This window comes from Barrientosiimonas endolithica (assembly GCF_030296655.1).
GTDB classification, from domain to species: domain Bacteria; phylum Actinomycetota; class Actinomycetes; order Actinomycetales; family Dermatophilaceae; genus Barrientosiimonas; species Barrientosiimonas humi.
Window position 1 is genome coordinate 1,832,097 of record NZ_AP027735.1, and the last position, 21,416, is coordinate 1,853,512.

A 21,416-nucleotide genomic window follows, 5' to 3' on the forward strand; every position below is an offset into this window, starting at 1 on the left:
GTGCGTCGGTCGTCGGTCGTCGCGGGCGGTCACCGGTGGACCAGGCCCACCAGCTGCTGCACGTCGTGCAGCCCGAGCGCCTGCAGGTCGGCGACCAGCTCGTCCCGGAACGTGCGCAGCGCCCCCGGGTCGTGAATCAGCGCCGTCCCGAGCTGCACCGCGCTGGCGCCCGCCGCCATCGCCTGCGCCGCGTCGTGCCCGTTCGAGATCCCGCCGACCGCCACGATCGCCACCGGCGGCAGCCGTCCGTCGCGGATCGCGGCCGCGAGGTCGTGCACCGCGCGCAGCGTGACCGGCAGCAGCGCCGGTCCCGACAGGCCCGCGGAGCGCGCGGGCAGCGACAGGCGTACGCCGGTCATCGACAGCGCCCGCAGCGGGCTCGTGACCACGACGGCCTCGGCGCCGGACTTCACGCAGCCGCGCGCGATCTCGACGACGTCGCTCACGTCGGCGCTGAGCTTGGCCAGCACCGGCACGTTGCGCGGCAGCTCCTCACGCACCCTCGCGATGACCTTCGTCGCGGCAAAGTCGGCGTAGGAGAACGGGATTCCCTTGTTGCCCGCGTCGGGGCAGGCCAGGTTGACCTCGACTCCGCCCACCCCGCGCAGCAGCGTGCGCCGCCGCAGCCCCGCGGCCGCCTGCGCGAACTCACCGCTGGTCGACCCGACGAGCGACGCGACGACCGGTACGCCCTGCTCGCCCTCCCACGGCACCCGCGTCGGCTGCATCGTGTCGGTGCCGATGGTCGGCCAATCCGTCGGCAGCACAAGGGAGCTCGGCGCTTCGGTCAGCCGGACGCGGTGCTGCGTCGGGTGCGACGACGCGCTGATCGACGGCGTCACGAGCGCGCCGAGGTGCTCCAGCACCCCGAGCCTGGCGAGCTCGTGACCGAACCCGCCGCACCCCGCCGCGGCCATCACCGGCGACGTCAGGCGCAGCCCGCCGATCGACACCCGCAGGTTCACGCTCACGCGCGCGCCTCCAACTCACCCGCGAGGCCGGCCAGGTACTGGTCCCACACCACCCGCGCGCCCCGCACGATCGGCCCGTCGCTGCACGCCCGGATGCTGTGCACCCGGTCGTCGCGGCCGCGCACCGGCAGCGTGCACGCCGAGCACAGCCCGGTCCCGCACGGCATGTCCTCGTGGATGGCCACCTGCGTCACCGCGCCCAGCGACTCCGCGAGCGGCGTGACGACGGCCAGCTCCTGGGCCCGGGCCGCGGCGTAGACGATCGCCGCGTCCTGCCGGCGCACGCCCGCGCGCACCGCCGCGCGCAGCGGCTCGTGCAGCCCGGTCTCCCCCGGCGTCACGACCGTCACGTTGCCGATGGTTCGCCGCGCCTCTACGACACCGAACAGGTGCCGGTCGTCCGACCCGGCCACCACCAGCTCGACCGGGCAGCCGCGGTCGCGCAGGGCGCGCGCCAGCCAGGCCAGCGGCGCGGCCGCCGTGTCGACCCCGACGACGAGGCACGGCAGCGGCTCCTGCGGCAGCGGGAACGCCCGCCCCAGCGGAGCGATCAGCGCCACCTCGTCGTGCACCCGACGGTCGGCCAGCCAGCGCATCCCCGGGTCGCGGTCGCCGTCGACGACGATGTCCACCGTCCCGCCGTACGTCCCGCTCGGCGTCACCGCGTGCAGCGGCACCGTGCGTCTCGCCACGAGCGCCGACACCGCGTCGCCCACGGCGACCGACACCAGGTGCCCCGGCCGCGCGATCTCCCCGACACCGGGCGCGACGAACGTCAGGTGCGTGAACGCCCCGACCTTGCGCGTCGCGATCAGCTCCCCGGTGACGGCGACGGTCATGCGCCCTCGCTCGCGCCCGGATCCGGTTGCTGGCCATACAGATCCAGCTCGGCGGCGTGCTCCTGCAACGTCTTGACCCGGGTGATCCCGGTGCGCTGCGCCTCGATGCCCTGCACCGCGGCCGCGAGCTGCTGCACCGTGGTGATGATCGGCTTGTCGACGCTGGTCGTGGCCGCGCGGATGGCGTAGCCGTCGGCCCGCGCGTCACGCCCCGACGGGGTGTTGACGACCATGCCGACCTCGCCGGACAGGATGTGGTCGACGATCGTGCGCGCCCCGTCGGCCCGCTGCCCCGCGTGGTGCTTGTGCACGACCTCGGCGTGAATCCCGTTGCGCCGCAGCACATCTGCCGTGCCGGCCGTGGCCAGCAGGCGGAAGCCGAGGTCGGCGAGCCGCTTCACCGGGAAGATCATCGCGCGCTTGTCGCGGTTGGCGACGGACACGAAGACCGTGCCCTCGGCCGGCAGCCCCGAGGTGCTCGCGAGCTGGCTCTTGGCGAACGCCGAGCCGAAGGCGTCGTCGATGCCCATGACCTCGCCGGTGCTGCGCATCTCGGGCCCGAGCAGGCTGTCGACCACCTGGCCCTCGCGGGTGCGGAACCGCTTGAACGGCAGCACCGCCTCCTTGACGTTGACCGGCGCGTGGATCGGCATCATGCCGCCGTCGCCGTGCGGCGGCAGCAGCCCCTCCTCGCGCAGCTCCTCGATCGTCTCGCCGAGCATGATCCGGGCCGCGGCCTTGGCGATCGGCACGCCGGTCGACTTCGCGACGAATGGAACCGTCCGGCTCGCACGGGGATTCGCCTCCAGGACGTAGAGCACGTCCTGCGCCAGCGCGAACTGCACGTTCATCAGCCCACGCACGCCGATGCCCTCCGCGAGGGCCAGGGTCGAGCGGCGTACGCGCTCCATCTCCTCGGGTCCGAGCGTCACCGGCGGCAGCACGCACGCCGAGTCACCGGAGTGGATGCCGGCCTCCTCGATGTGCTCCATGATCCCGCCGAGATACATCTCGCGACCGTCGTAGAGCGCGTCCACGTCGATCTCGATCGCCTCGTCGAGGAAGCGGTCGACCAGCACGGGGTACTCCGGCGACGCGGTGGTCGCGCGGGTGACGTAGGACGCCAGCGTCTCGTCGTCGTACACGATCTCCATGCCCCGGCCGCCGAGGACGTACGACGGGCGCACCAGGACCGGGTAGCCGATCTCGCGCGCGACCTCGATCGCGTCGTCGGTGCTGTACGCCGTCCCGTGCCGCGGTGCGGGCAGGTCGGCCTCGGCGAGCACCCGGCCGAACGCCCCACGGTCCTCGGCGAGGTCGATCGCCTCGGGCGAGGTGCCGACGATCGGGACACCGGCCTCCTTGAGCGCCTTGGCGAGGCCCAGCGGCGTCTGCCCGCCGAGCTGCACGATCACGCCGGCGAGCGGACCCGCCACCCGCTCGGCGTGCACCACCTCGAGCACGTCCTCCAGCGTCAGCGGCTCGAAGTAGAGCCGGCTGGAGGTGTCGTAGTCGGTGGAGACCGTCTCGGGGTTGCAGTTGACCATCACGGTGTCGAAACCCTTGTCGCGCAACGCGAACGACGCGTGCACGCAGGAGTAGTCGAACTCCACGCCCTGCCCGATCCGGTTCGGCCCGGAGCCCAGGATGATGACGGCCGGCCGCTCGCGCGGCAGCACCTCGGTCTCGGAGTCGTAGGAGCTGTAGTAGTACGGCGTGTGCGCCGCGAACTCCGCCGCGCAGGTGTCGACGGTCTTGTAGACCGGCCGCACCCCGAGGGCGTGCCGCACGCCCCGCACGACCGCCTCGGGCGTCTGGGTGATCTGCGCCAGCTGGGCGTCGCTGAACCCGTGCCGCTTGGCCCGGCGCAGCAGCTCCGGGGTCAGCTGGTCGGCCTGCGCCAGCTCGTCGGCCAGGTCGTTGATGAGCTGCATCTGGTCGAGGAACCACGGGTCGATGCCGGTCTCCTCGTGCACCTCCTCGACGCTGAGACCGCCGCGCAGCGCCTGCTGCACCAGCACGATCCGCCCGTCGGTCGGCGTCTTGGCCTCCTGCAGCAGGGCCCGCGCCATCTCGGTGGTCGGCAGCGACTCGGGGTCCCAGTGGAAGGAGGATCCCTTCCGCTCGGTCGAGCGCAGCGCCTTCTGCAGCGCCTCGGTGAAGTTGCGCCCGATCGCCATGGCCTCGCCCACCGACTTCATCGTCGTGGTGAGCGTCGGGTCGGCCGCGGGGAACTTCTCGAACGCGAAGCGCGGCACCTTCACGACGATGTAGTCGAGCGTCGGCTCGAACGCCGCGGGGTACCACGCGCCGGTGCCGTCGACCGTGGAGGAGGAGGTGATGTCGTTCGGCACCTCGTCGAGGGTGTAGCCGATCGCCATCTTCGCCGCGATCTTGGCGATCGGGAAGCCGGTGGCCTTCGAGGCGAGCGCGCTCGAGCGCGACACCCGCGGGTTCATCTCGATGACGATGATCCGGCCGTCCTGCGGGTTCACCGCGAACTGGATGTTGCAGCCGCCGGTGTCGACGCCGACCTCGCGGATGACCGCGATACCGATGTCGCGCATCCGCTGGTACTCCCGGTCGGTCAGCGTCAGCGCGGGCGCCACGGTGATCGAGTCGCCGGTGTGCACGCCCATCGGGTCGAGGTTCTCGATCGAGCAGACCACGACCACGTTGTCGGCGCGGTCGCGCATGACCTCGAGCTCGTACTCCTTCCACCCCAGGATCGACTCCTCGAGCAGCACCTCGGTGGTCGGGCTGGCCTGCAGCCCCGCCCCGGCGATGCGCCGCAGGTCGTCCTCGTCGAACGCGAAGCCGGACCCGAGCCCGCCCATCGTGAACGACGGACGCACGACCATCGGGTAGCCGAGCTCCTTTGCGGCAGAAAGACATTCGTCCATCGAGCGCGCGATCAGGGAGCGGGCCGACTCGGCGCCGACCTTCTCGACGACGCCCTTGAACCGCTCGCGGTCCTCGCCCAGCTGGATCGCCTCGACGTTGGCCCCGATCAGCGGGCAGTCGTACTTCTCCAGCACCCCCGCCTCGTGCAGCGAGATCGCCGTGTTGAGCGCGGTCTGCCCGCCGAGCGTCGCGAGCACCGCGTCGGGCCGCTCCTTGGCGATGATCGCCTCGACCACCTCGGGGGTGATCGGCTCGACGTACGTCGCGTCGGCCATCTCCGGGTCGGTCATGATCGTCGCCGGGTTGGAGTTGACCAGGACGACCCGGATCCCCTCCTCGCGCAGCACCCGGCAGGCCTGGGTGCCGGAGTAGTCGAACTCCGCAGCCTGCCCGATCACGATCGGGCCGGACCCGATCACGAGCACGCTCTTGATGTCGTCACGCTTGGGCATCAGGCGCGCACTCCCTCGTTCTCGCTCATCAGATCCACGAACCGGTCGAACAGGTACCCCGCGTCGTGCGGACCGGCCGCCGCCTCGGGGTGGTACTGCACCGAGAACGCAGGCAGGTCAAGGCATTCCAGCCCCTCGACCACGTCGTCGTTGAGGCAGACGTGGCTCACCCGCACCCGGCCGTACGCCGTCCCCGCCTGCGCGTCGGACGGCGCCTGCACCTCGCCCTCGGTCGGCGCGTCCACGGCGAACCCGTGGTTGTGCGCGGTCACCTCGACCTTCCCGGTCGAGCGGTCCAGCACCGGCTGGTTGATGCCGCGGTGGCCGTACTTCAGCTTGAACGTGCCGAAGCCGAGCGCCCGCCCGAGGATCTGGTTGCCGAAGCAGATGCCGAAGAACGGGATCCGCGCGTCGAGCACCTCGCGCAGCAGGTCGACCTGCGGGGCGGACGACGGGTCGCCGGGCCCGTTGGAGAAGAACACTCCGTCGGGCGCGACCTCGCGGATCTGCTCGATCGTCGAGTCGGCCGGCAGCACGTGCACCTCGATGCCGCGCTCGCTCATCAGCTGCGGCGTCATCGCCTTGATGCCGAGGTCGACCGCGGCGACGGTGAACCGCTTCTCCCCCACCGCCGGCACGACGTACGCCTCGTCGGTCGAGACCTCCGAGGCCAGCTCGGAGCCGGCCATGGCCGGCTGCTCGCACACGTCGGCCACCAGGTCGCGGCGCGGCCGCTCGGCGTCCTCGCCGCTGAAGATGCCCACGCGCATCGCGCCGCGCTCGCGCAGGTGGCGGGTCAGCGCGCGGGTGTCGATCTCGCAGATGCCGACCACGCCCTGGTCGGCCAGGTCGTCCTCCAGGGTGCGCGTCGCGCGCCAGCTGGACGGGCGTACGGCCGGGTCGCGCACGACGTACCCGGACACCCAGATGCGCCGCGACTCGGCGTCCTCGTCGTTGACGCCGGTGTTGCCGACGTGCGGTGCGGTCATGACGACGACCTGCTGGTGGTAGCTGGGGTCGGTCAGCGTCTCCTGGTAGCCGGTCATGCCGGTGGAGAAGACCGCCTCGCCGGTCGTGGTGCCGACCGCGCCGTATGAGCGGCCCTCGAACGTGCGCCCGTCCTCCAGCACCAGCACCGCCGGCCCGCGCTCGGCGTAGCGGCCCCGTGCGGGTCCGGTTGTCAGCTCGTCGGTCACGCCGATTCTCCTTGCTGCTGGGTCTGTCCGTGCTCGTGCGTCTGCGTGCCCCGCAGGTAGGTCGCGCGCACCTGGCCGGTGAGCTCGCGTCCGTGCCAGGGGTTGTTGCGCGACAGCGACCTGCTGTCGGCCCGGTCGACGGTCGCGGTGGCCGCGGGGTCGACCAGGACCAGGTTGGCCGGCTCGCCCGGCTCCAGCGGGCGGCCCTGCCCGGTGAGCCCGGCGATGCGCGCCGGGCGGGTCGACATCGCGGCGGCCACGTCGGCCCAGGTCATCAGCCCGGGCTGCACCATGACCGTCGCGACGACCGACAGGGCCTGCTCGAGGCCGAGCATCCCGAACGCGGCCTCGGCGAACGCGTGCTCCTTGTCGTGCCGCGCGTGCGGAGCGTGGTCGGTGGCGACCGCGTCGACGGTGCCGTCGGCGAGGGCGGCGCGCAGCGCCTCGACGTCCTCCTGCGGCCGCAGCGGCGGGTTGACCTTGTACACCGGGTCGTAGTCGGTGAGCAGGTCGGTGGTGAGCATCAGGTGGTGCGGGGTGACCTCGGCGGTGACCGAGATCCCTTGTGCCTTGGCCCATCTCACGACCTCGACCGACCCGGCGGTCGACACGTGGGCGACGTGCACCCGCGACCCGGTGTGCCGCGCGAGCATCACGTCGCGCGCGACGATCGTCTCCTCGGCGACGCCGGGCCAGCCGGGCAGCCCCAGCCGGCCGGACAGCTCGCCCTCGTGGCAGCAGGCCTGCCCGTCGGCGAGCCGCGGGTCCTGCGCGTGCTGCGAGACGACCCCGTCGAACGCCTTGACGTACTCCAGCGCGCGGCGCATGAGCCGGGCGTCGTGCACGCACCTGCCGTCGTCGCTGAACACCCGCACGGCTGCTCGCGACCGGGCCATCAGCCCGAGCTCGGCGAGCTCCTCGCCCGCGAGCCCCTTGGTCACCGCACCCACCGGCTGCACGTCGACCAGGCCGGCCGCACGCCCGAGGTCGAGCACCCGCTCGGCGGCCTCGGCGGTGTCGGTCACCGGGGAGGTGTTGGCCATCGCCAGCACCGCGGTGAAGCCGCCGGCGGCAGCGGCCGCGGAGCCGCTGCGCACCGTCTCGGCGTCCTCGCGGCCGGGCTCACGCAGGTGGGTGTGCAGGTCGACCAGGCCGGGCAGCGCCACGAGCCCGTCGGCGTCGACGACGGCCGCGCCCTTCGGCGCGCGCACCGAACCGACCTCGGCGACCAGCCCGTCGCGCAGCAGCAGGTCGCCCCGTCCCGCCCCGGCGAGGTCGGCCCCGCGGATCACGGTCACCTGACCGGCGTCCGCTCCAGTCACGTTGTCTCCCATCAGGATTCGGCCCCCTCGGCCGAGCCGGCCAGCAGGTGGTAGAGCACGCTCATCCGCACCGCGACCCCGGCCGACACCTGGTCGAGGATCACCGACCGGGCCTCGTCTGCGGCGTCGGCAGCGATCTCGAGACCGCGGTTCATCGGCCCGGGGTGGGCGATGACGGCGTGCTCGGGCAGCAGCCGCAGCCGGTCGCGGGTGAGGCCGTAGCCCACGGTGTACTCGCGGGGCGTCGGGAAGTAGCCGCCCGACATCCGCTCGCGCTGCACGCGCAGCATCATCACCGCGTCGACGTCGGGCAGGACGGCGTCGAGGTCGTACGTCGTCGCGAAGCCGTCGTGCTTCGACCAGGCCCCGATGCCGCTCGGCATCAGGGTGGGCGGCGCGACCAGGGTGACCCGGGCACCCAGCGTGCGCAGCAGGATCAGGTTCGAGCGCACGACCCGCGAGTGGGTGAGGTCGCCGACGATCGCGACGTGCCGGCCCTCGAGGCCGCCGAGCCGGCTGCGCATCGTGTACGCGTCGAGCAGCGCCTGCGTGGGGTGCTCGTGCGTGCCGTCGCCGGCGTTGACCACGGAGGCGTCGACCCAGTCGGCGACCTGGCGCGGCGCGCCGCTCGCGTGGTGCCGGATCACCAGGGCGTCGACCCCCATCGAGCCCACGGTGAGCACCGTGTCGCGCAGCGACTCCCCTTGCTCACCGACGACCCCTTGGCCGAGACGTTGATGACGTCGGCCGAGAGCCACTTGCCGGCGATCTCGAAGGAGCTGCGGGTGCGGGTGGAGTCCTCGAAGAACAGGTTGACGACGGTGCGCCCGCGCAGAGCGGGCAGCTTCTTGACGTCGCGGCGCTGCACGTCGTGCATCTGCTCTGCGGTGTCGAGGATCTGGGTGACGTCCGCGCGGCTCAGGTCGGCGGCGGACAGCAGGTGCTTCATCGCGGGTCTCCGTCGACGATCTGGACCGCGTCGTCGCCACCGTCGTGCTCGGCGAGCCGCACGGTGACGCGCTCGGACTTGGCGGTCGGGAGGTTCTTGCCCACGTGGTCGGCCCGGATGGGCAGCTCGCGGTGACCGCGGTCGACCAGCACGGCCAGGCGTACGGCGCGGGGTCGGCCGAGATCGCCGAGCGCGTCGAGCGCGGCGCGCACCGTGCGCCCGGAGAACAGCACGTCGTCCACGAGCACCACGACCTTGTCGTCGATGCCGCCCTCGGGGATCGCGGTGCTGTGCGCCTGGCGCACCGGCTGACGGCGCAGGTCGTCGCGATACATCGTCACGTCGAGCGCACCGACCGGCACCGGCCCGCCCTCGACGTCCTCCAGGGCGGCGGCCAGCCGCTCGGCGAGCGCCACGCCGCGGCTCGGGATGCCGAGCACGACGAGGTCGTCGGTGCCCTTGTTGTGCTCGATCACCTCGTGCGCGATGCGCCGGAGGGCCCGGGAGATGTCACCGGGACTGAGAACGGTGCGGCCGGGCTGGGACGGATCACCAGCGGCCGCGGGTACGTCTGCGTCGGGACGCGCCACAGCGCGGACCTCCTTCGCCGCCTCACGGGACGGAATCGTTAAAGGATGTCGTTCGCCGACGATCGTACCGCCTGCCCCGCCCTGCCCCGGACGCCCGTCTCAGAGTTGCTCGAGACCCACTTTCGAGACCTCAGCCGAGTCCTCAGCGCCGCAGCCAGACCCACGCGTTCAGCAGCCCCAGCAGGATCGGCTGGTGCAGCAGGTAGATCACCAGGGTGTGCCGCCCGACGAAGGCCAGCCACCCGAGCGGCCCACGGTCGGTGCGCACCCGCGCCAGGCGTACGTCGTCGCCCCGCTCGCGCAGCGTGCGCATCAGCACGATCCCGAGCAGGGTCAGCCCGAACAGCGGCAGCAGCAGGGCGTGGTCGATGGTCGGCTGCACACCTTCGGTGAGCCCGGTCCAGGACAGCCAGCGCGAGTCGCCGGGGATCGTGACCAGCCCGGGCAGCGCGAACGCCAGCACCGCGGCGCCGACCGCGAGCAGCCGCGAGGCCCGCAGGAACGGCAGCGCCAGCACGCTCGCGACCGCGAGGCACTGCAGGATGCCGAAGCTGACCCACTGGCTCGGGAAGATCAGCAGCGTCACCACGCTGACCAGCAGGGCGTAGCCGACCAGCTCGGCCAGCCGGCGCAGGAACTTGCGCGGCCGGAACCGGTCGCCGTGCGCCAGCACCAGGCTCACGCCGACCAGGAAGATGAACGACCCGGCGATGCCGTGCGCGACGTTCTTGCCGGTCTCGCCCTGGGCCGGGGTGCTGTCGATCAGCCCGAGGTCACCCAGGTCCCACACCAGGTGGTAGACCACGACCGCGACGATCGCGACGCCGCGGGCCACGTCGATCAGGCCGATGCGGCCGGCCCCTGGCCGGTCCGTTCGTGCTCGGGGGCCACACGGGTGGCCGGGCTGGTGCTCATGCCCGGTCCGACGTCGTACGCCATCGGCTGGCTCCTCCCCTCGTCGCCGCTCAGACCAGGGTGGCCTTCACGTCGGCGATGCGCGAGAGCAACCCGTTGATGAAGGCGGGCGACTCGTCGGTGGACAGCTCGGTCGCGAGCGCCACCGCCTCGCTGATGGCGACGCCGTCGGGCACGTCGTCGAGGTAGAGCACCTCGAACGTCGCGACCCGCAGCAGCGCCCGGTCCACGGCGGGCATCCGCTCCAGCGGCCAGCCCTGGCTGTAGGTCGTCAGCGCCTCGTTGATCGGGTGCCAGCGCGAGACGACGCCGCGCACCAGGGTGTCGGTGTGCTCGCGCGGCGGGATGTCACCGCTGGGCTCGGCGATCCGCTGCTCCAGCAGGTCGACGGCGTTGACCCCGCGCTGCTCGGCCTCGAACAGCAGGTCCAGCGCGGCCCTGCGGGCCTTGGTGCGCGCGGTCGGCCTGCTCACTCAGCTGACCCGGCCGAGGTAGGAACCGTCGCGGGTGTCGACCTTGACCCTGGTGCCCTGCTCCAGGAACAGCGGAACCTGGATCACGGCGCCGGTCTCCAGCGTCGCGGGCTTGGTGCCCCCGGTGGAGCGGTCGCCCTGCAGGCCCGGCTCGGTGTGCGCGATCTCGAGCACGACCGAGGCCGGCAGCTCGATGTAGAGCACGGTGCCGTCGTGCTGGGCGACGATCGCCTCCTGGTTCTCCAGCAGGAAGCCGGCGGCCTTGCCGACGGTCGTGGCCGGCACGTGGATCTGGTCGTAGGTCTTGGAGTCCATGAACACGAAGTCCTCACCGTCGCGGTAGAGGTACTGCATGTCCGAGCGGTCGACGTTCGCGGTGTCGACCTTGACGCCCGCGTTGAACGTCTTGTCGACGACCTTGCCGGAGAGCACGTTCTTGAGCTTGGTGCGCACGAAGGCCGGACCCTTGCCGGGCTTGACGTGCTGGAACTCCACCACGGACCACAGCTGGCCCTCCAGGTTGAGCACCATGCCGTTCTTCAGATCGTTCGTGCTGGCCATCGTTCTCTTTCGCTCGGGACGGTCCCCGCTGGGCACGCGTGAGCGCCCGGGGATCGGGGTTTCGCCCAGTCTACCGGGCTGCGCCGCCCCCGCCGTACGCCTCACCCGGCTCGGTGGTTGGCCGCGGCCCCGCGGAGGGACAGACTGCGAGGCATGAGCTGGACCCGAGCCGCCGGCGTCGCCGCGATCGCGACCCTCGGCGTCGCCGCGCGCGACCTGACCCAGAAGAAGCACGCGCTGCTGCGCAACTACCCCGTCCTCGGCCACGGCAGATACCTGCTGGAGACCATCGGGCCGGAGCTGCGGCAGTACATCGTGACGAGCAACGACCAGGAGCGGCCGTTCAGCCGCGACCAGCGCTCCTGGATCTACGCCTCGGCCAAGCACGAGAACAACTACATCGGGTTCGGCACCGACGACGACGTCGAGAACGGCGTGGGCTACCCCATCATCAAGCACCGCACGTTCAGCGCCGCCGTGCCGGCGGGCGGGGTGCACGCCGGGGAGGACGAGGCGCTGCCCTCGGCCAAGGTCCTCGGCGCCGCGCGCGGCCGGGCGCAGGCGTTCCGGCCGTGCTCGGTGGTCAACGTCTCGGCGATGAGCTTCGGGGCGCTGTCCGGTCCCGCGATCGAGGCGATCAACCGGGGCGTGGCGATGGCCGGGGCGCTGCACAACACCGGCGAGGGCGGGCTGTCCTCCCACCACCGGCAGGGCGGCGACCTGATCCTGCAGATCGGCACCGGCTACTTCGGCTGCCGCGACGAGCAGGGCCGCTTCGACCTGGCCCGGCTCAAGGACGTCGTCGCGAGCGCGCCCGTGCGGGCCATCGAGATCAAGCTCAGCCAGGGGGCCAAGCCGGGCCTCGGCGGGGTGCTGCCCGCGGCCAAGGTCACCCCGGAGATCGCCGAGATCCGCGGCGTCCCGCTCGGCCAGGACGTCATCAGCCCCAGCCGGCACGCGGAGTTCCACGACGTCGACTCGATGCTCGACTGGGTCGAGCTCGTCGCCGCCGAGACCGGTCTGCCGGTCGGTGTGAAGTCGGCCGTCGGCGACCTGCTGTTCTGGGAGCGGCTCACCGAGCAGATGGCCCGGGGCGACCGCGGCGTCGACTTCGTCACCATCGACGGCGGCGAGGGCGGCACGGGCGCGGCGCCGCAGGTGTTCAGCGACGCGGTGGCGCTGCCCTTCTTCGTGGCGTTCACCCGGGTCTACCGGATGTTCGCGGCGGCCGGCCTCACCGACGACGTCACCTTCGTCGGATCCGGCAAGCTCGGCCTGCCCAAGAACGCCATCACCGCGATGGCGCTCGGCGTGGACCTGCTGCACGTCGCGCGCGAGGCGATGCTCGCCGTCGGGTGCATCCAGTCGCAGAAGTGCCACACCGACAAGTGCCCCACCGGCGTCGCCACGCAGAGCCCGTGGCTGGCGCGCGGCCTGGACCCGACGGACAAGGCGGTGCGGCTGGCGTCCTACGTCAAGACGCTGCGCCGCGACCTGCTCAAGGTCAGCGAGGCCGTCGGCGTGCTGCACCCGGGACTGATCACGCCCGACGACATCGAGCTGATGGAGGGCCAGCGGCACGGCCGGACGCTGCGCGAGATCTACGACTACGAGCCTGGCTGGGGCACGCTCGGCCGCTCGCTCGACGACGAGATCTGCCGGATCATGCTGGACATCGCCCCACAGGGCGGCTCGGCCCCACCGAGCGGCACGGCCGAGCACTGAGCCGCGCGATCCGTAAGCCGCGCCGCGCTGCTCAGCCGCGGACGGCGTCGTACGCCCCGCGCAGCTGCTGCTCGCTCGGCCCCTCGAGCCGGGTCGTGCGCCCGACCCCGCCGTCCAGCGCCACGAACCGCAGCAGCGCACCGCGCGTCTTCTTGTCGCGGCGCATCGCGGCCAGCAGGTCATCGAACCCGCGGCCGGCCGAGGGTGCGTACGTCGTCGGCAGCCCGAGCGCGCCCAGCACCTCGCGGTGCCGGGCCACCAGGGCGTCGTCGACCAGGCCGGCGGACCGGGCCAGCTCGGCGACGTAGACCATGCCGACCGCGACGGCGTCGCCGTGGCGCCAGGTGTAACCCTCGACCTGCTCGATCGCGTGGGCGAAGGTGTGGCCGTAGTTGAGGATCTCGCGCAGCGAGGACTCCTTGAGGTCGGCCGCCACCACCTTCGCCTTGACCGCGACGGCCCGCTCGACCAGCTCGGGCAGCACCGGGCCCTCGAGGTCGGTCGCGGCTGCGGGATCGGCCTCGACCAGCTCGAGGATGCGCGGGTCGGCGATGAAGCCGCACTTCACGACCTCGGCCATGCCGGCGACGAGATCGGGCCGCGGGAGGGTGCGCAGGGTGTCGAGGTCGATCAGCACGCCGGCCGGCTCGTGGAAGGAGCCGACGAGGTTCTTGCCCGCGGCGGTGTTGATGCCGGTCTTGCCGCCGACGGCCGCGTCGACCATGCCGAGCAGCGTGGTCGGCACCTGCACGACCCGCACCCCGCGCAGCCAGGTGGCGGCGACGAACCCGCCGAGGTCGGTGGTCGCTCCCCCGCCCAGCGCCACGACCGCGTCGCTGCGGGTGAAGTCGTGCTCGCCCAGCACCTGCCACAGCCGCTCGGCCACCGCGGCAGTCTTGGCCTCCTCGGCGTCGGGCACCTGCTCGACCACCACGTCGACACCCTGCGCGGCCAGCTGGTCGCGCACCGGACCCGCGAGCGCCGCCACCCCGGGGGCGTGGACGAGCAGCACCCGCCGGGCACCCTCGCCGACGAGCCGAGCGATCGCCCCGCGCCCGGGCGCCCCGCTCCCGAGCACACCGCGCCCGATCACCACGTCGTAGACGTCGCCCACCGCGATCGTGCGGGGAGAGGCCAGCGCCTCGGCGCCCGGCTCCTCGCTCCCGACCGTCACGGCGCGCCGTCCTCGAGCGCGGCCGCCACGGCGGTCGCCACGTCGTCGGCCGAGCGCCCGCTGGTGTCGACGACGACGTCGGCGAGCCGGGCGTACGTCGGGCGGCGCTGCTCCATCAACCGCGACCACTGAGCCCGCGGGTTGACCGACAGCAACGGCCGCGACCTGTCGAACCCGATGCGCGGAGACGCGTCAGCGATGCCGACCTCGAGCAGCACGACCGGCAGGTCGGCGATGAGCTCCTGGACCGGCTCCTGCATGGGTGCCCCACCGCCCAGCGCCAGCACCCCGGGCCGGCGCACCGCGGCGCGCACCGCCTCGACCTCCAGCGCACGGAACGCCGGCTCGCCGTCCTCGACGAAGATGTCGCTGATCGTGCGACCGGTCGCGGACTCCACCTCGGCATCCGTGTCGACCAGGTCGAGCCCCCACCGCTCGGCGAGCAACCGCCCCACGGTCGACTTCCCGGCACCCGGCGGCCCGATGAGCACCACCCGCGGCCGCGCTCCTCCGTCGCCTCGTTCCTCGCCGCTCATGCCCTCTGTCGCGCTCGGTCGCACTCCGCTCCGGCCGCGTGCTCCTTCGTCGCCCGCAACCTGCGCTGCGCACTCCTCGCCGCTCACCATGACCGCATGACCTCCGGGATCGCCGCGAGGTAACCCTCCAGGTTGCGCCGGGTCTCGGCCACCGAGTCGCCGCCGAACTTCTCCAGGCACGCCTCGGCCAGGACCAGCGCGACCATCGCCTCGGCCACCACCCCGGCCGCCGGGACCGCGCACACGTCGGAGCGCTGGTGGATGGCCGTGGCGGCCTCGCCGGTGGCGACGTCGACCGTGCGCAGCGCCCGCGGCACGGTGCTGATCGGCTTCATCGCGGCGCGCACCCGCAGCGGGTCGCCGGTGGACATGCCACCCTCGGTGCCGCCGGCGCGGTCGGTCACCCGGTGGATCACGTCGTGGTCGCGCACGATCTCGTCGTGCGCCCGCGAGCCTCGGCGCGCGGCGGTGCGGAAGCCGTCGCCGACCTCGACACCCTTGATGGCCTGGATGCTCATCAGCGCCCCGGCGAGGCGGCCGTCGAGGCGCCGGTCCCAGTGCACGTGCGACCCGAGGCCCGGCGGCAGGCCGTAGGCCAGCACCTCGACCACGCCGCCCAGGGTGTCGCCGTCCTTCTTGGCCGCGTCGATCTCGGCGACCATCGCGGCCGAGCCGTCGGTGTCGAGCGTGCGCACCGGGTCGGCGTCGAGCCGGTCGACGTCGTCGGGCTGCGGCGCGGCGTCGTCGCTCGCGCCGGCCTCACCGATCGCGACGGTGTGCGAGACCAGCCGGATGCCGTACGCCTGCTCCAGGAACGAGGCCGCCACCTGACCGAGCGCCACCCGCGCCGCGGTCTCGCGGGCGGAGGCGCGCTCGAGCACCGGACGGGCCTCGGTGAAGGCATATTTCTGCATGCCGACCAGGTCGGCGTGCCCCGGGCGGGGGCGGGTGAGCGGCCGGTTGCGGGCCAGCTCCTTCTCGGCGCCGACGTCGTCGGCCGCCGCGAGCGCGGCGGACTCGACCGGGCCGGGGCTCATCACGGTCTCCCACTTGGGCCACTCGGTGTTGGCGATGTGGATCGCGACGGGCGAGCCGAGCGAGAGCCCGTGCCGGAAGCCGCCGAGGATGCTCACCTGGTCCTTCTCGAACGACATCCGCGCCCCGCGGCCGTAACCCAGCCGTCGACGGGCCAGGGCCGCCTGCAGGTCGGCGACCGTGACCTCGACCCCGGCCGGCAGACCCTCGAGCATGGCGACCAGGGCAGGGCCGTGGGACTCCCCGGCAGTCATCCAGCGCAGCATGGCGCCGATCCTCCCACGCACCCCCGACAGCCCCGCCGGGGCTCCCGCAGGACAAGAAGCCTCAGCTGGCCGCCGGCTCCAGCGCCGCGCGCCCGGCCTCGGTCATCGCCTCCAGCGGCGGCTCGACGCCGGTCATCATCCGGAACTGCGCGGCCGCCTGGTGCACGAGCATCTCCACGCCGCTCAGCACCCGCGCGCCCCGCTGCTCGCTGATCGTCGCGAGCGAGGTCGGCCAGTCGGCGTAGACGCAGTCGAGCACGACCTGCCCCAGCGGCGCCGGGCGCTGCGCCAGGGCGATGGCGACGGTGTCGGCCGCGCCCGGCGGGGTCGTACTGACCATCAGCTGTGCGTCGGCCCAGTCGGCCACGGGGTCGCTGAACCGCCGCGTCGAGACGGTCATGCCGTGGTCGTGCGCCTGAGCCAGGGTGCTCTCGCGCACCTGGTCGCGCACGACGAACGTCACCTCGGTGATCCCGATCTGGTCGAGCGCGGCGAGCACCGCCCGGGCGGTCGCACCCGAGCCGATGATCGTGGCGCGGGCGGGGTGCTCGCCGCCCTCGTGCGCGGCGCACAGCGCCCCGCGCACCCCGGCGACGTCGGTGTTGTCCGCGAGCCAGCCGTCGTCGGGCCGGCGCACCAGCGTGTTGCCGGCGCCGACCTGCAGCGCGAGCGGAGTGCATTCGGTGGCCAGCAGCAGCGACTCCTCCTTGAGCGGCATCGTCAGCGACAGACCCCGCCACTGCGGCCCCAGCCCGACCAGGAAGTCGGCGAGTCCACCGGCGCGCACCTCGTGCGCGTCGTAGGTCCAGTCGCGCAGCCCGGTCGCGGCATACCCCGTGCGGTGCAGCAGCGGCGACAGGCTGTGCGCCACCGGCGAGCCGAGGACCGCTGCCCGGTGGGTCGCCATCAGCACTTCCCCGGGTTGTCGCGGCACCAGGTGCGGAACTCGCGCACGTTCTTGTCGTGCTCGGGCTTGGTCTCGGCGAACTTGGTCTCGCCCGTCTCCTGGTTCACGGTGACGAAGTAGAGCCAGTTGCCCTCGGCCGGCGCGGCGGCCGCCTTGATCGCGGCGACGCCCGGGTTGTTGATCGGCCCCGGCGGCAGCCCCTGGTTGCGGTAGGTGTTGTACGGGCTGTCGGTCTCCCGCTGCTGGGCGGTGGTGGTCACGGTGCCGCGCTTCTTGATGGCGTAGTGCACCGTGGAGTCCATCTGCAGCCGGCCCGCGGTCTCACCGCCGGGCTTGAGCCGGTTCTCGACCACGCGCGCCACCTTCGGCCCGTCGGCCCCGGCACGCGACTCACCCTGCACGATGCTCGCGACCGTCATCACCCGGTTGAGGTTGTCGGCCCGGATGCCGAGCGGACGCACCTGTCGCTTGAACTCGGCGACCATCCGCTTGAGCTGGTCGGTCGCGCTGGTCTTGGGGTCGAACTCGTAGGTCGAGGGGAACAGATATCCCTCGACGCGGTTGTTCGCCCCGGGCGGCAGACCCAGCTGCTTGGGGTCGACCTCGGTGTAGTCGCCGATCGGGGTGTTCGTCGCCTTGGCCAGCCGCGCGTAGATCTCCGAGGCCCACAGCCCCTCGGGGATGGTGACGGCCTGGCCGGTGCGCGAACCAGGCGTGAGCATCAGGGTGAGCGCCGAGCTGGAGCTCATCTCCTTGCGCAGCCGGTACGTACCGGGCTGGATCTTCGAGGCGTCGGGGTTGGTGGCGAACACCTGGGCGAACGTGCTGCCCGACTTGACCACGCCGGCCTCCTGCAGCCGCGCGCCGATCGCCGACCCGCTGTCGCCCTGCTCGACCTTGACGTCGACCTGGCCGCTGCCCTCGCCCTCGTAGTCGCCGCCGGCCTGGGAGCTGCCGAACCCGAGCGAGGGCATCCCGACCCCGAGCGTGCGCACGGCGACGAAACCACCGCCCACCACGAGCGCGAGCGCCAGCAGCAGCGGGATCCACGGGCGGCGGCCACGCGCCGGGCGGTCGTCGTAGTCGTCGTCGCCGCCCCGCTCGTCGACGTACGCCAACTCGGCGTCGTGCTCGGCCCGCGCCTCTGCGCGACGCCGGGCGGCGGCCCGGGTCGCCGGCGGGCGTTCGGCCGGGAGGCGGTGCCGCTCGGCAGGGACCTCCTCGCCCTCCGGTCGCGCGCCCGCGGGGTTGTCCCCGTCGTCGCGTCCGAACAGGGAGTTCCCGAGGTGGGAGTCGTTCATCCTCCGCCTTCCTGGCGTGCGGTGCGGCGCGCTCTCGGCTTTCGTCCCCCCACTGATTCTCCCGCAGGCTGTCCCGTCCGCCGCTCGGAGTCAAGCGCGACTTGCAGGATCAGCACAGCTGCTACCTGATCCACGTGCTTGCGGTGCTGCCGACCGGCCACCCCGCCCTCGTGCAGCGCCCGGTGCGCGTCGACCGTCGTGAGCCGCTCGTCGACCAGCCGCACCGAGGTGCGCGGCAGCTGCTTCTTGAGCGCGCGCGCCCAGGTGCGGGCGTCCTGCGCGGCCGCGCCCTCGCTGCCGGAGAGCCCGACAGGCAGGCCCACGACGACCTCGATCGCCTCCCGCTCGGTCGCCTCCTGCGCGACCCGGCGCACGTCCCCGAGGGCCGCGGGCTCGCGGGTGAGCGTCTCGACCGGGGTCGCGAGGATCCCGTCGGCGTCGCTCGCGGCCAGCCCGACCCGGGCCTTGCCCACGTCGACGCCGAGCCGGACGCCCCGCCGCACGCTCAGCTGCCCGAGGTGACCGTCTTGCCGACGGCGTGCTCGACCTGCTGCAGCGCCTCGGGGCGCTTCGCCGGGTCGCTGCCGCCGCCCTGGGCGAGGTCGGGCTTGCCGCCCCCGCCGCCACCGAGCGTGCCGGCCGCGAGCTTGACCAGGTCGCCCGCCTTCACGCCCCACTCGCGCGCGAGCGCATTGGTCGCGACGACGACGACCGGCCGGGCTCCGCCACCGGCGACCGCGACGACCGACGGCTGCTGCTCGCCGAGCCGGCCACGCAGGTCGAGCGCCAGCTTGCGCGCGTCGTCGGCCGGCAGGTCGCCACCGTCGTGACCGACGAACCGCACGCCGTAGACGTCCTTGGCCGCCTCGACCAGCGAGCCGGCCTGGGCGAGCACCTGCTGCTGGCGCAGCGTGCTGACCGCCCGCTCGGCCTCCTTGACGCGGTCGAGCAGCTCGCTCACCCGCTGCTTCAGCTCGCCCGGCTGGGCCTTGACCAGCTGGCTGAGCTCGGAGACCAGCGCCCGCTCCGAGGCGAGGAAGCGCAGCGCGTCCATGCCGACGTACGCCTCGAGCCGGCGCACGCCGGACCCCACCGAGCTCTCCCCGGTGAGGGTGAGCGCGCCGACCTGCGAGGAGTGCGCGACGTGGGTGCCACCGCACAGCTCGCGCGACCACGGGCCGCCGATCTCGACGACGCGCACCTGCTCGTCGTAGGTCTCGCCGAACAGCGCGAGCGCGCCCATCTCCTTCGCCTGCGGCAACGTCATGAACGCAGCCGACACCGGAAGGTCTTGTCGCACAGCAAGATTCGCGACCTCCTCGATCTCGCTGCGCGTCTCGGGCGAGAGCGCGGAGTTCCAGGCGAAGTCGAGCCGGAGGTATCCCGGCTTGTTGTACGAGCCCGACTGCAGCGCCGACGGACCGAGCACCTGGCGCAGCGCGGCGTGCACCACGTGCGTGCCGGAGTGCGCCTGGCAGGCCGAGACGCGCCACTCGGGGTCGACCTGCGCCTGCACGGCGTCACCCACCGCGACCGGTCCGTCGACCGCCTCGACGGTGTGCACGATCAGGCCCTTCACCGGGCGCTGCACGTCGCGCACCCGCAGCCGTCCCTGCGGCGTGACGATGACGCCGTCGTCGGCGATCTGACCACCGGACTCGGCGTAGAACGTGGTGCGGTCGAGCACCAGCTGACCGGTCTGCCCCGGGTTCAGCTCGGGCACCTGCGCACCGTCGAGCACCAGGCCGGTGACGGTCGCCTCCGCGTCGAGCGCGTCGTACGCCAGGAACTCGGTGGCGCCCCGCTCGCGCAGCTGCTTCCAGACCTCGGTGTCGGCGTGGCCGGACTTCTTGGCCTTCGCGTCGGCCTTGGCCCGGTCGCGCTGCTCCTGCATGAGCCGGCGGAAGCCCTGCTCGTCCACCTGGACGCCCTGCTCCGCGGCCATCTCGAGGGTGAGGTCGATCGGGAAGCCGTACGTGTCGTGCAGCTGGAACGCCTGCGACCCGCTGAGCGCAGGGCCGGCTGCGCTGCCGCTCGCCTCGGTCTTGGCGCGGCCGACCGCGCTGTTCAGGATCGTGGTGCCCGCCTCGAGGGTGCGCCGGAAGGCGGTCTCCTCCGCGTAGGCGATCTGGCTGATGCGCGGGAAGTCGGTCTTGAGCTCGGGGTAGGACTGGCTCATCCGCTCCATGCTCACCGGGAGCAGCTGCGGCAGCGCGGGCTCGGCGTACCCGAGGAGGCGCATCGCGCGCACGGCGCGGCGCAGCATCCGGCGCAGGACGTAGCCGCGGCCCTCGTTGCCCGGCGTCACGCCGTCGCCGATGAGCATCAGCGAGGAGCGCACGTGGTCGGCGACCACGCGCAGGTGCACGTCGTCGGGGTGGCTGTGCGCCGCGTCGTGCTGGGAGTGCGCGCCGTACTCCTTGCCGGTGAGCTCCGCGGCCTTCTCCAGGACGGGGTAGACCTCGTCGATCTCGTACAGGTTGTCCACGCCCTGCAGCACGCTCGCGATGCGCTCCAGGCCCATCCCGGTGTCGATGTTCTTGGCCGGCAGCGGGCCCGCCACGTCGAAGTCGGACTTGCTGCGCACGGCCGACAGCTCGTCCTGCATGAAGACCAGGTTCCAGATCTCCATGTAGCGGTCCTCGTCGACCGCCGGCCCGCCCTCGGTGCCGTACTCCGGGCCGCGGTCGTAGAAGATCTCCGAGCTCGGGCCGCCCGGGCCGGGCACGCCCATCGACCAGTAGTTGTCGTTCTCGTCGCGCCGGACGATCCGCTCCTCGGGGATCCCGATGACGTCGCGCCAGATGGCGTACGCCTCGTCGTCGTCGCGGAAGACGGTCGGCCAGATGCGCTCGGGGTCCAGGCCGTAGCCGCCCTGCGACTGGTGGGTGGTGAGCAGCCCCCAGGCCAGCTCGATCGCGCCCTGCTTGAAGTAGTCGCCGAAGGAGAAGTTGCCGTTCATCTGGAAGAACGTGCCGTGCCGGGAGGTCTTGCCGACCTCCTCGATGTCACCGGTGCGCACACACTTCTGCACGCTGGTCGCGAGCTGCCACGGCGGGGTCTGCTGCCCGAGGAGGTACGGCTTGAACGGCACCATCCCGGCGTTGACGAACAGCAGGTTGGGGTCGTCGTAGATCAGGGTGCGCTGGGCACCACCGCGTGTCCGTGCTGCTCGAAGTAGCGCAGCCAGCGGCGGCGGATCTCAGCGGTTTCCATGGGTGTCCTTCGAGGCGGTGCAACGAGCGCGAAAAGTCGCGCCCGACCCTATCGCGAGGGTCGGGCGCGACGACGAGCGGATAT

The 21,416-nt window shown here is 72.7% G+C and carries 16 protein-coding genes and 2 pseudogenes; 1 reads left to right on the top strand and 17 read right to left on the bottom strand.

Annotation, left to right across the window (positions count from 1 at the left end):
- Positions 1 to 29: 29 nt before the first annotated feature.
- From QUE40_RS09285 to efp, 10 genes and pseudogenes are all read right to left on the bottom strand, one after another.
- Positions 30 to 971, bottom strand: coding sequence for a nitronate monooxygenase (locus QUE40_RS09285; RefSeq protein WP_289232968.1), 942 nt, complete (start codon positions 969 to 971; stop codon positions 30 to 32).
- On the bottom strand, positions 968 to 1,810 hold the full coding sequence (locus QUE40_RS09290; RefSeq protein ID WP_289232969.1) for an iron-sulfur cluster-binding protein: 843 nt from the start codon (positions 1,808 to 1,810) through the stop codon (positions 968 to 970). Before QUE40_RS09290 ends, QUE40_RS09285 begins: the two co-directional genes overlap by 4 nt.
- Positions 1,807 to 5,166, bottom strand: coding sequence for a carbamoyl-phosphate synthase large subunit (gene carB / locus QUE40_RS09295; protein ID WP_289232970.1), 3,360 nt, complete (start codon positions 5,164 to 5,166; stop codon positions 1,807 to 1,809). Before carB ends, QUE40_RS09290 begins: the two co-directional genes overlap by 4 nt.
- The gene (gene carA, locus QUE40_RS09300; RefSeq protein WP_236022332.1) at positions 5,166 to 6,362 is read right to left on the bottom strand and encodes a glutamine-hydrolyzing carbamoyl-phosphate synthase small subunit; all 1,197 of its coding nucleotides are present in this window, start codon (positions 6,360 to 6,362) and stop codon (positions 5,166 to 5,168) included. Before carA ends, carB begins: the two co-directional genes overlap by 1 nt.
- Complete coding sequence (locus QUE40_RS09305) at positions 6,359 to 7,696, bottom strand: dihydroorotase (RefSeq protein WP_289232971.1); 1,338 nt, start codon at positions 7,694 to 7,696, stop codon at positions 6,359 to 6,361. Before QUE40_RS09305 ends, carA begins: the two co-directional genes overlap by 4 nt.
- Positions 7,696 to 8,633 (bottom strand): annotated as a pseudogene (locus QUE40_RS09310) (aspartate carbamoyltransferase catalytic subunit). The gene QUE40_RS09305 and the pseudogene QUE40_RS09310 overlap by 1 nt, the downstream one beginning before the upstream one ends.
- Positions 8,630 to 9,223 carry a bifunctional pyr operon transcriptional regulator/uracil phosphoribosyltransferase PyrR gene (gene pyrR, locus QUE40_RS09315; protein ID WP_142005404.1) on the bottom strand — a complete coding sequence of 198 codons (594 nt, stop codon included), beginning with the start codon at positions 9,221 to 9,223 and terminating at the stop codon, positions 8,630 to 8,632. Before pyrR ends, QUE40_RS09310 begins: the two are co-directional and overlap by 4 nt.
- Before the next feature lie 142 nt (positions 9,224 to 9,365).
- Positions 9,366 to 10,058 (bottom strand): acetyltransferase domain-containing protein, encoded by a 693-nt coding sequence (locus tag QUE40_RS09320; protein ID WP_433997064.1) that lies wholly within the window; start codon positions 10,056 to 10,058, stop codon positions 9,366 to 9,368.
- A 130-nt stretch (positions 10,059 to 10,188) separates the two neighbouring features.
- A complete protein-coding gene (nusB, locus tag QUE40_RS09325) occupies positions 10,189 to 10,611 on the bottom strand; it encodes a transcription antitermination factor NusB (RefSeq protein ID WP_142005406.1) in 423 nt (140 codons plus the stop codon).
- Positions 10,612 to 11,172: an elongation factor P gene (efp, locus tag QUE40_RS09330; protein ID WP_142005407.1), complete on the bottom strand. Its 561-nt coding sequence runs from the start codon at positions 11,170 to 11,172 to the stop codon at positions 10,612 to 10,614.
- A gap of 153 nt (positions 11,173 to 11,325) precedes the next feature.
- On the opposite strand from efp, the gene QUE40_RS09335 reads away from it, so the two are divergent.
- Complete coding sequence (locus QUE40_RS09335) at positions 11,326 to 12,897, top strand: FMN-binding glutamate synthase family protein (RefSeq protein ID WP_289230784.1); 1,572 nt, start codon at positions 11,326 to 11,328, stop codon at positions 12,895 to 12,897.
- Between the two features lie 31 nt (positions 12,898 to 12,928).
- Here the strand turns inward: QUE40_RS09335 and aroB are convergent, their stop codons facing one another.
- The 7 genes and pseudogenes from aroB to alaS all read right to left on the bottom strand — a co-directional run bounded on the left by aroB (position 12,929) and on the right by alaS (position 21,332).
- The gene (aroB, locus tag QUE40_RS09340; protein WP_433997078.1) at positions 12,929 to 14,035 is read right to left on the bottom strand and encodes a 3-dehydroquinate synthase; all 1,107 of its coding nucleotides are present in this window, start codon (positions 14,033 to 14,035) and stop codon (positions 12,929 to 12,931) included.
- A gap of 32 nt (positions 14,036 to 14,067) precedes the next feature.
- Positions 14,068 to 14,607: a shikimate kinase gene (locus tag QUE40_RS09345; protein ID WP_142005409.1), complete on the bottom strand. Its 540-nt coding sequence runs from the start codon at positions 14,605 to 14,607 to the stop codon at positions 14,068 to 14,070.
- Positions 14,608 to 14,690: 83 nt separating this feature from the next.
- Positions 14,691 to 15,908, bottom strand: coding sequence for a chorismate synthase (aroC, locus tag QUE40_RS09350; protein ID WP_142005410.1), 1,218 nt, complete (start codon positions 15,906 to 15,908; stop codon positions 14,691 to 14,693).
- A gap of 61 nt (positions 15,909 to 15,969) precedes the next feature.
- Complete coding sequence (locus tag QUE40_RS09355; protein WP_289230786.1) at positions 15,970 to 16,815, bottom strand: shikimate dehydrogenase; 846 nt, start codon at positions 16,813 to 16,815, stop codon at positions 15,970 to 15,972.
- Positions 16,815 to 18,116 (bottom strand): endolytic transglycosylase MltG, encoded by a 1,302-nt coding sequence (gene mltG / locus QUE40_RS09360; protein ID WP_289230787.1) that lies wholly within the window; start codon positions 18,114 to 18,116, stop codon positions 16,815 to 16,817. The genes QUE40_RS09355 and mltG overlap by 1 nt, the downstream gene beginning before the upstream one ends.
- Positions 18,113 to 18,619 carry a Holliday junction resolvase RuvX gene (gene ruvX / locus QUE40_RS09365; RefSeq protein ID WP_289230788.1) on the bottom strand — a complete coding sequence of 169 codons (507 nt, stop codon included), beginning with the start codon at positions 18,617 to 18,619 and terminating at the stop codon, positions 18,113 to 18,115. The genes mltG and ruvX overlap by 4 nt, the downstream gene beginning before the upstream one ends.
- A 2-nt stretch (positions 18,620 to 18,621) precedes the next feature.
- Positions 18,622 to 21,332 (bottom strand): annotated as a pseudogene (gene alaS / locus QUE40_RS09370) (alanine--tRNA ligase).
- Positions 21,333 to 21,416 lie beyond the last annotated feature (84 nt).

What these genes read in the sequence shown, in the direction of transcription:
- QUE40_RS09290 (WP_289232969.1), bottom strand. Translation starts at nt 1,810, where the DNA reads ATGACCGTCGCCGTCACCGGGGAGCTGATCGCGACGCGCAAGGTCGGG.
- carB (WP_289232970.1), bottom strand. Translation starts at nt 5,166, where the DNA reads ATGCCCAAGCGTGACGACATCAAGAGCGTGCTCGTGATCGGGTCCGGC.
- QUE40_RS09305 (WP_289232971.1), bottom strand. Translation starts at nt 7,696, where the DNA reads ATGGGAGACAACGTGACTGGAGCGGACGCCGGTCAGGTGACCGTGATC.
- efp (WP_142005407.1), bottom strand. Translation starts at nt 11,172, where the DNA reads ATGGCCAGCACGAACGATCTGAAGAACGGCATGGTGCTCAACCTGGAG.
- QUE40_RS09335 (WP_289230784.1), top strand. Translation starts at nt 11,326, where the DNA reads ATGAGCTGGACCCGAGCCGCCGGCGTCGCCGCGATCGCGACCCTCGGC.
- QUE40_RS09345 (WP_142005409.1), bottom strand. Translation starts at nt 14,607, where the DNA reads ATGAGCGGCGAGGAACGAGGCGACGGAGGAGCGCGGCCGCGGGTGGTG.
- aroC (WP_142005410.1), bottom strand. Translation starts at nt 15,908, where the DNA reads ATGCTGCGCTGGATGACTGCCGGGGAGTCCCACGGCCCTGCCCTGGTC.
- QUE40_RS09355 (WP_289230786.1), bottom strand. Translation starts at nt 16,815, where the DNA reads ATGGCGACCCACCGGGCAGCGGTCCTCGGCTCGCCGGTGGCGCACAGC.
- mltG (WP_289230787.1), bottom strand. Translation starts at nt 18,116, where the DNA reads ATGAACGACTCCCACCTCGGGAACTCCCTGTTCGGACGCGACGACGGG.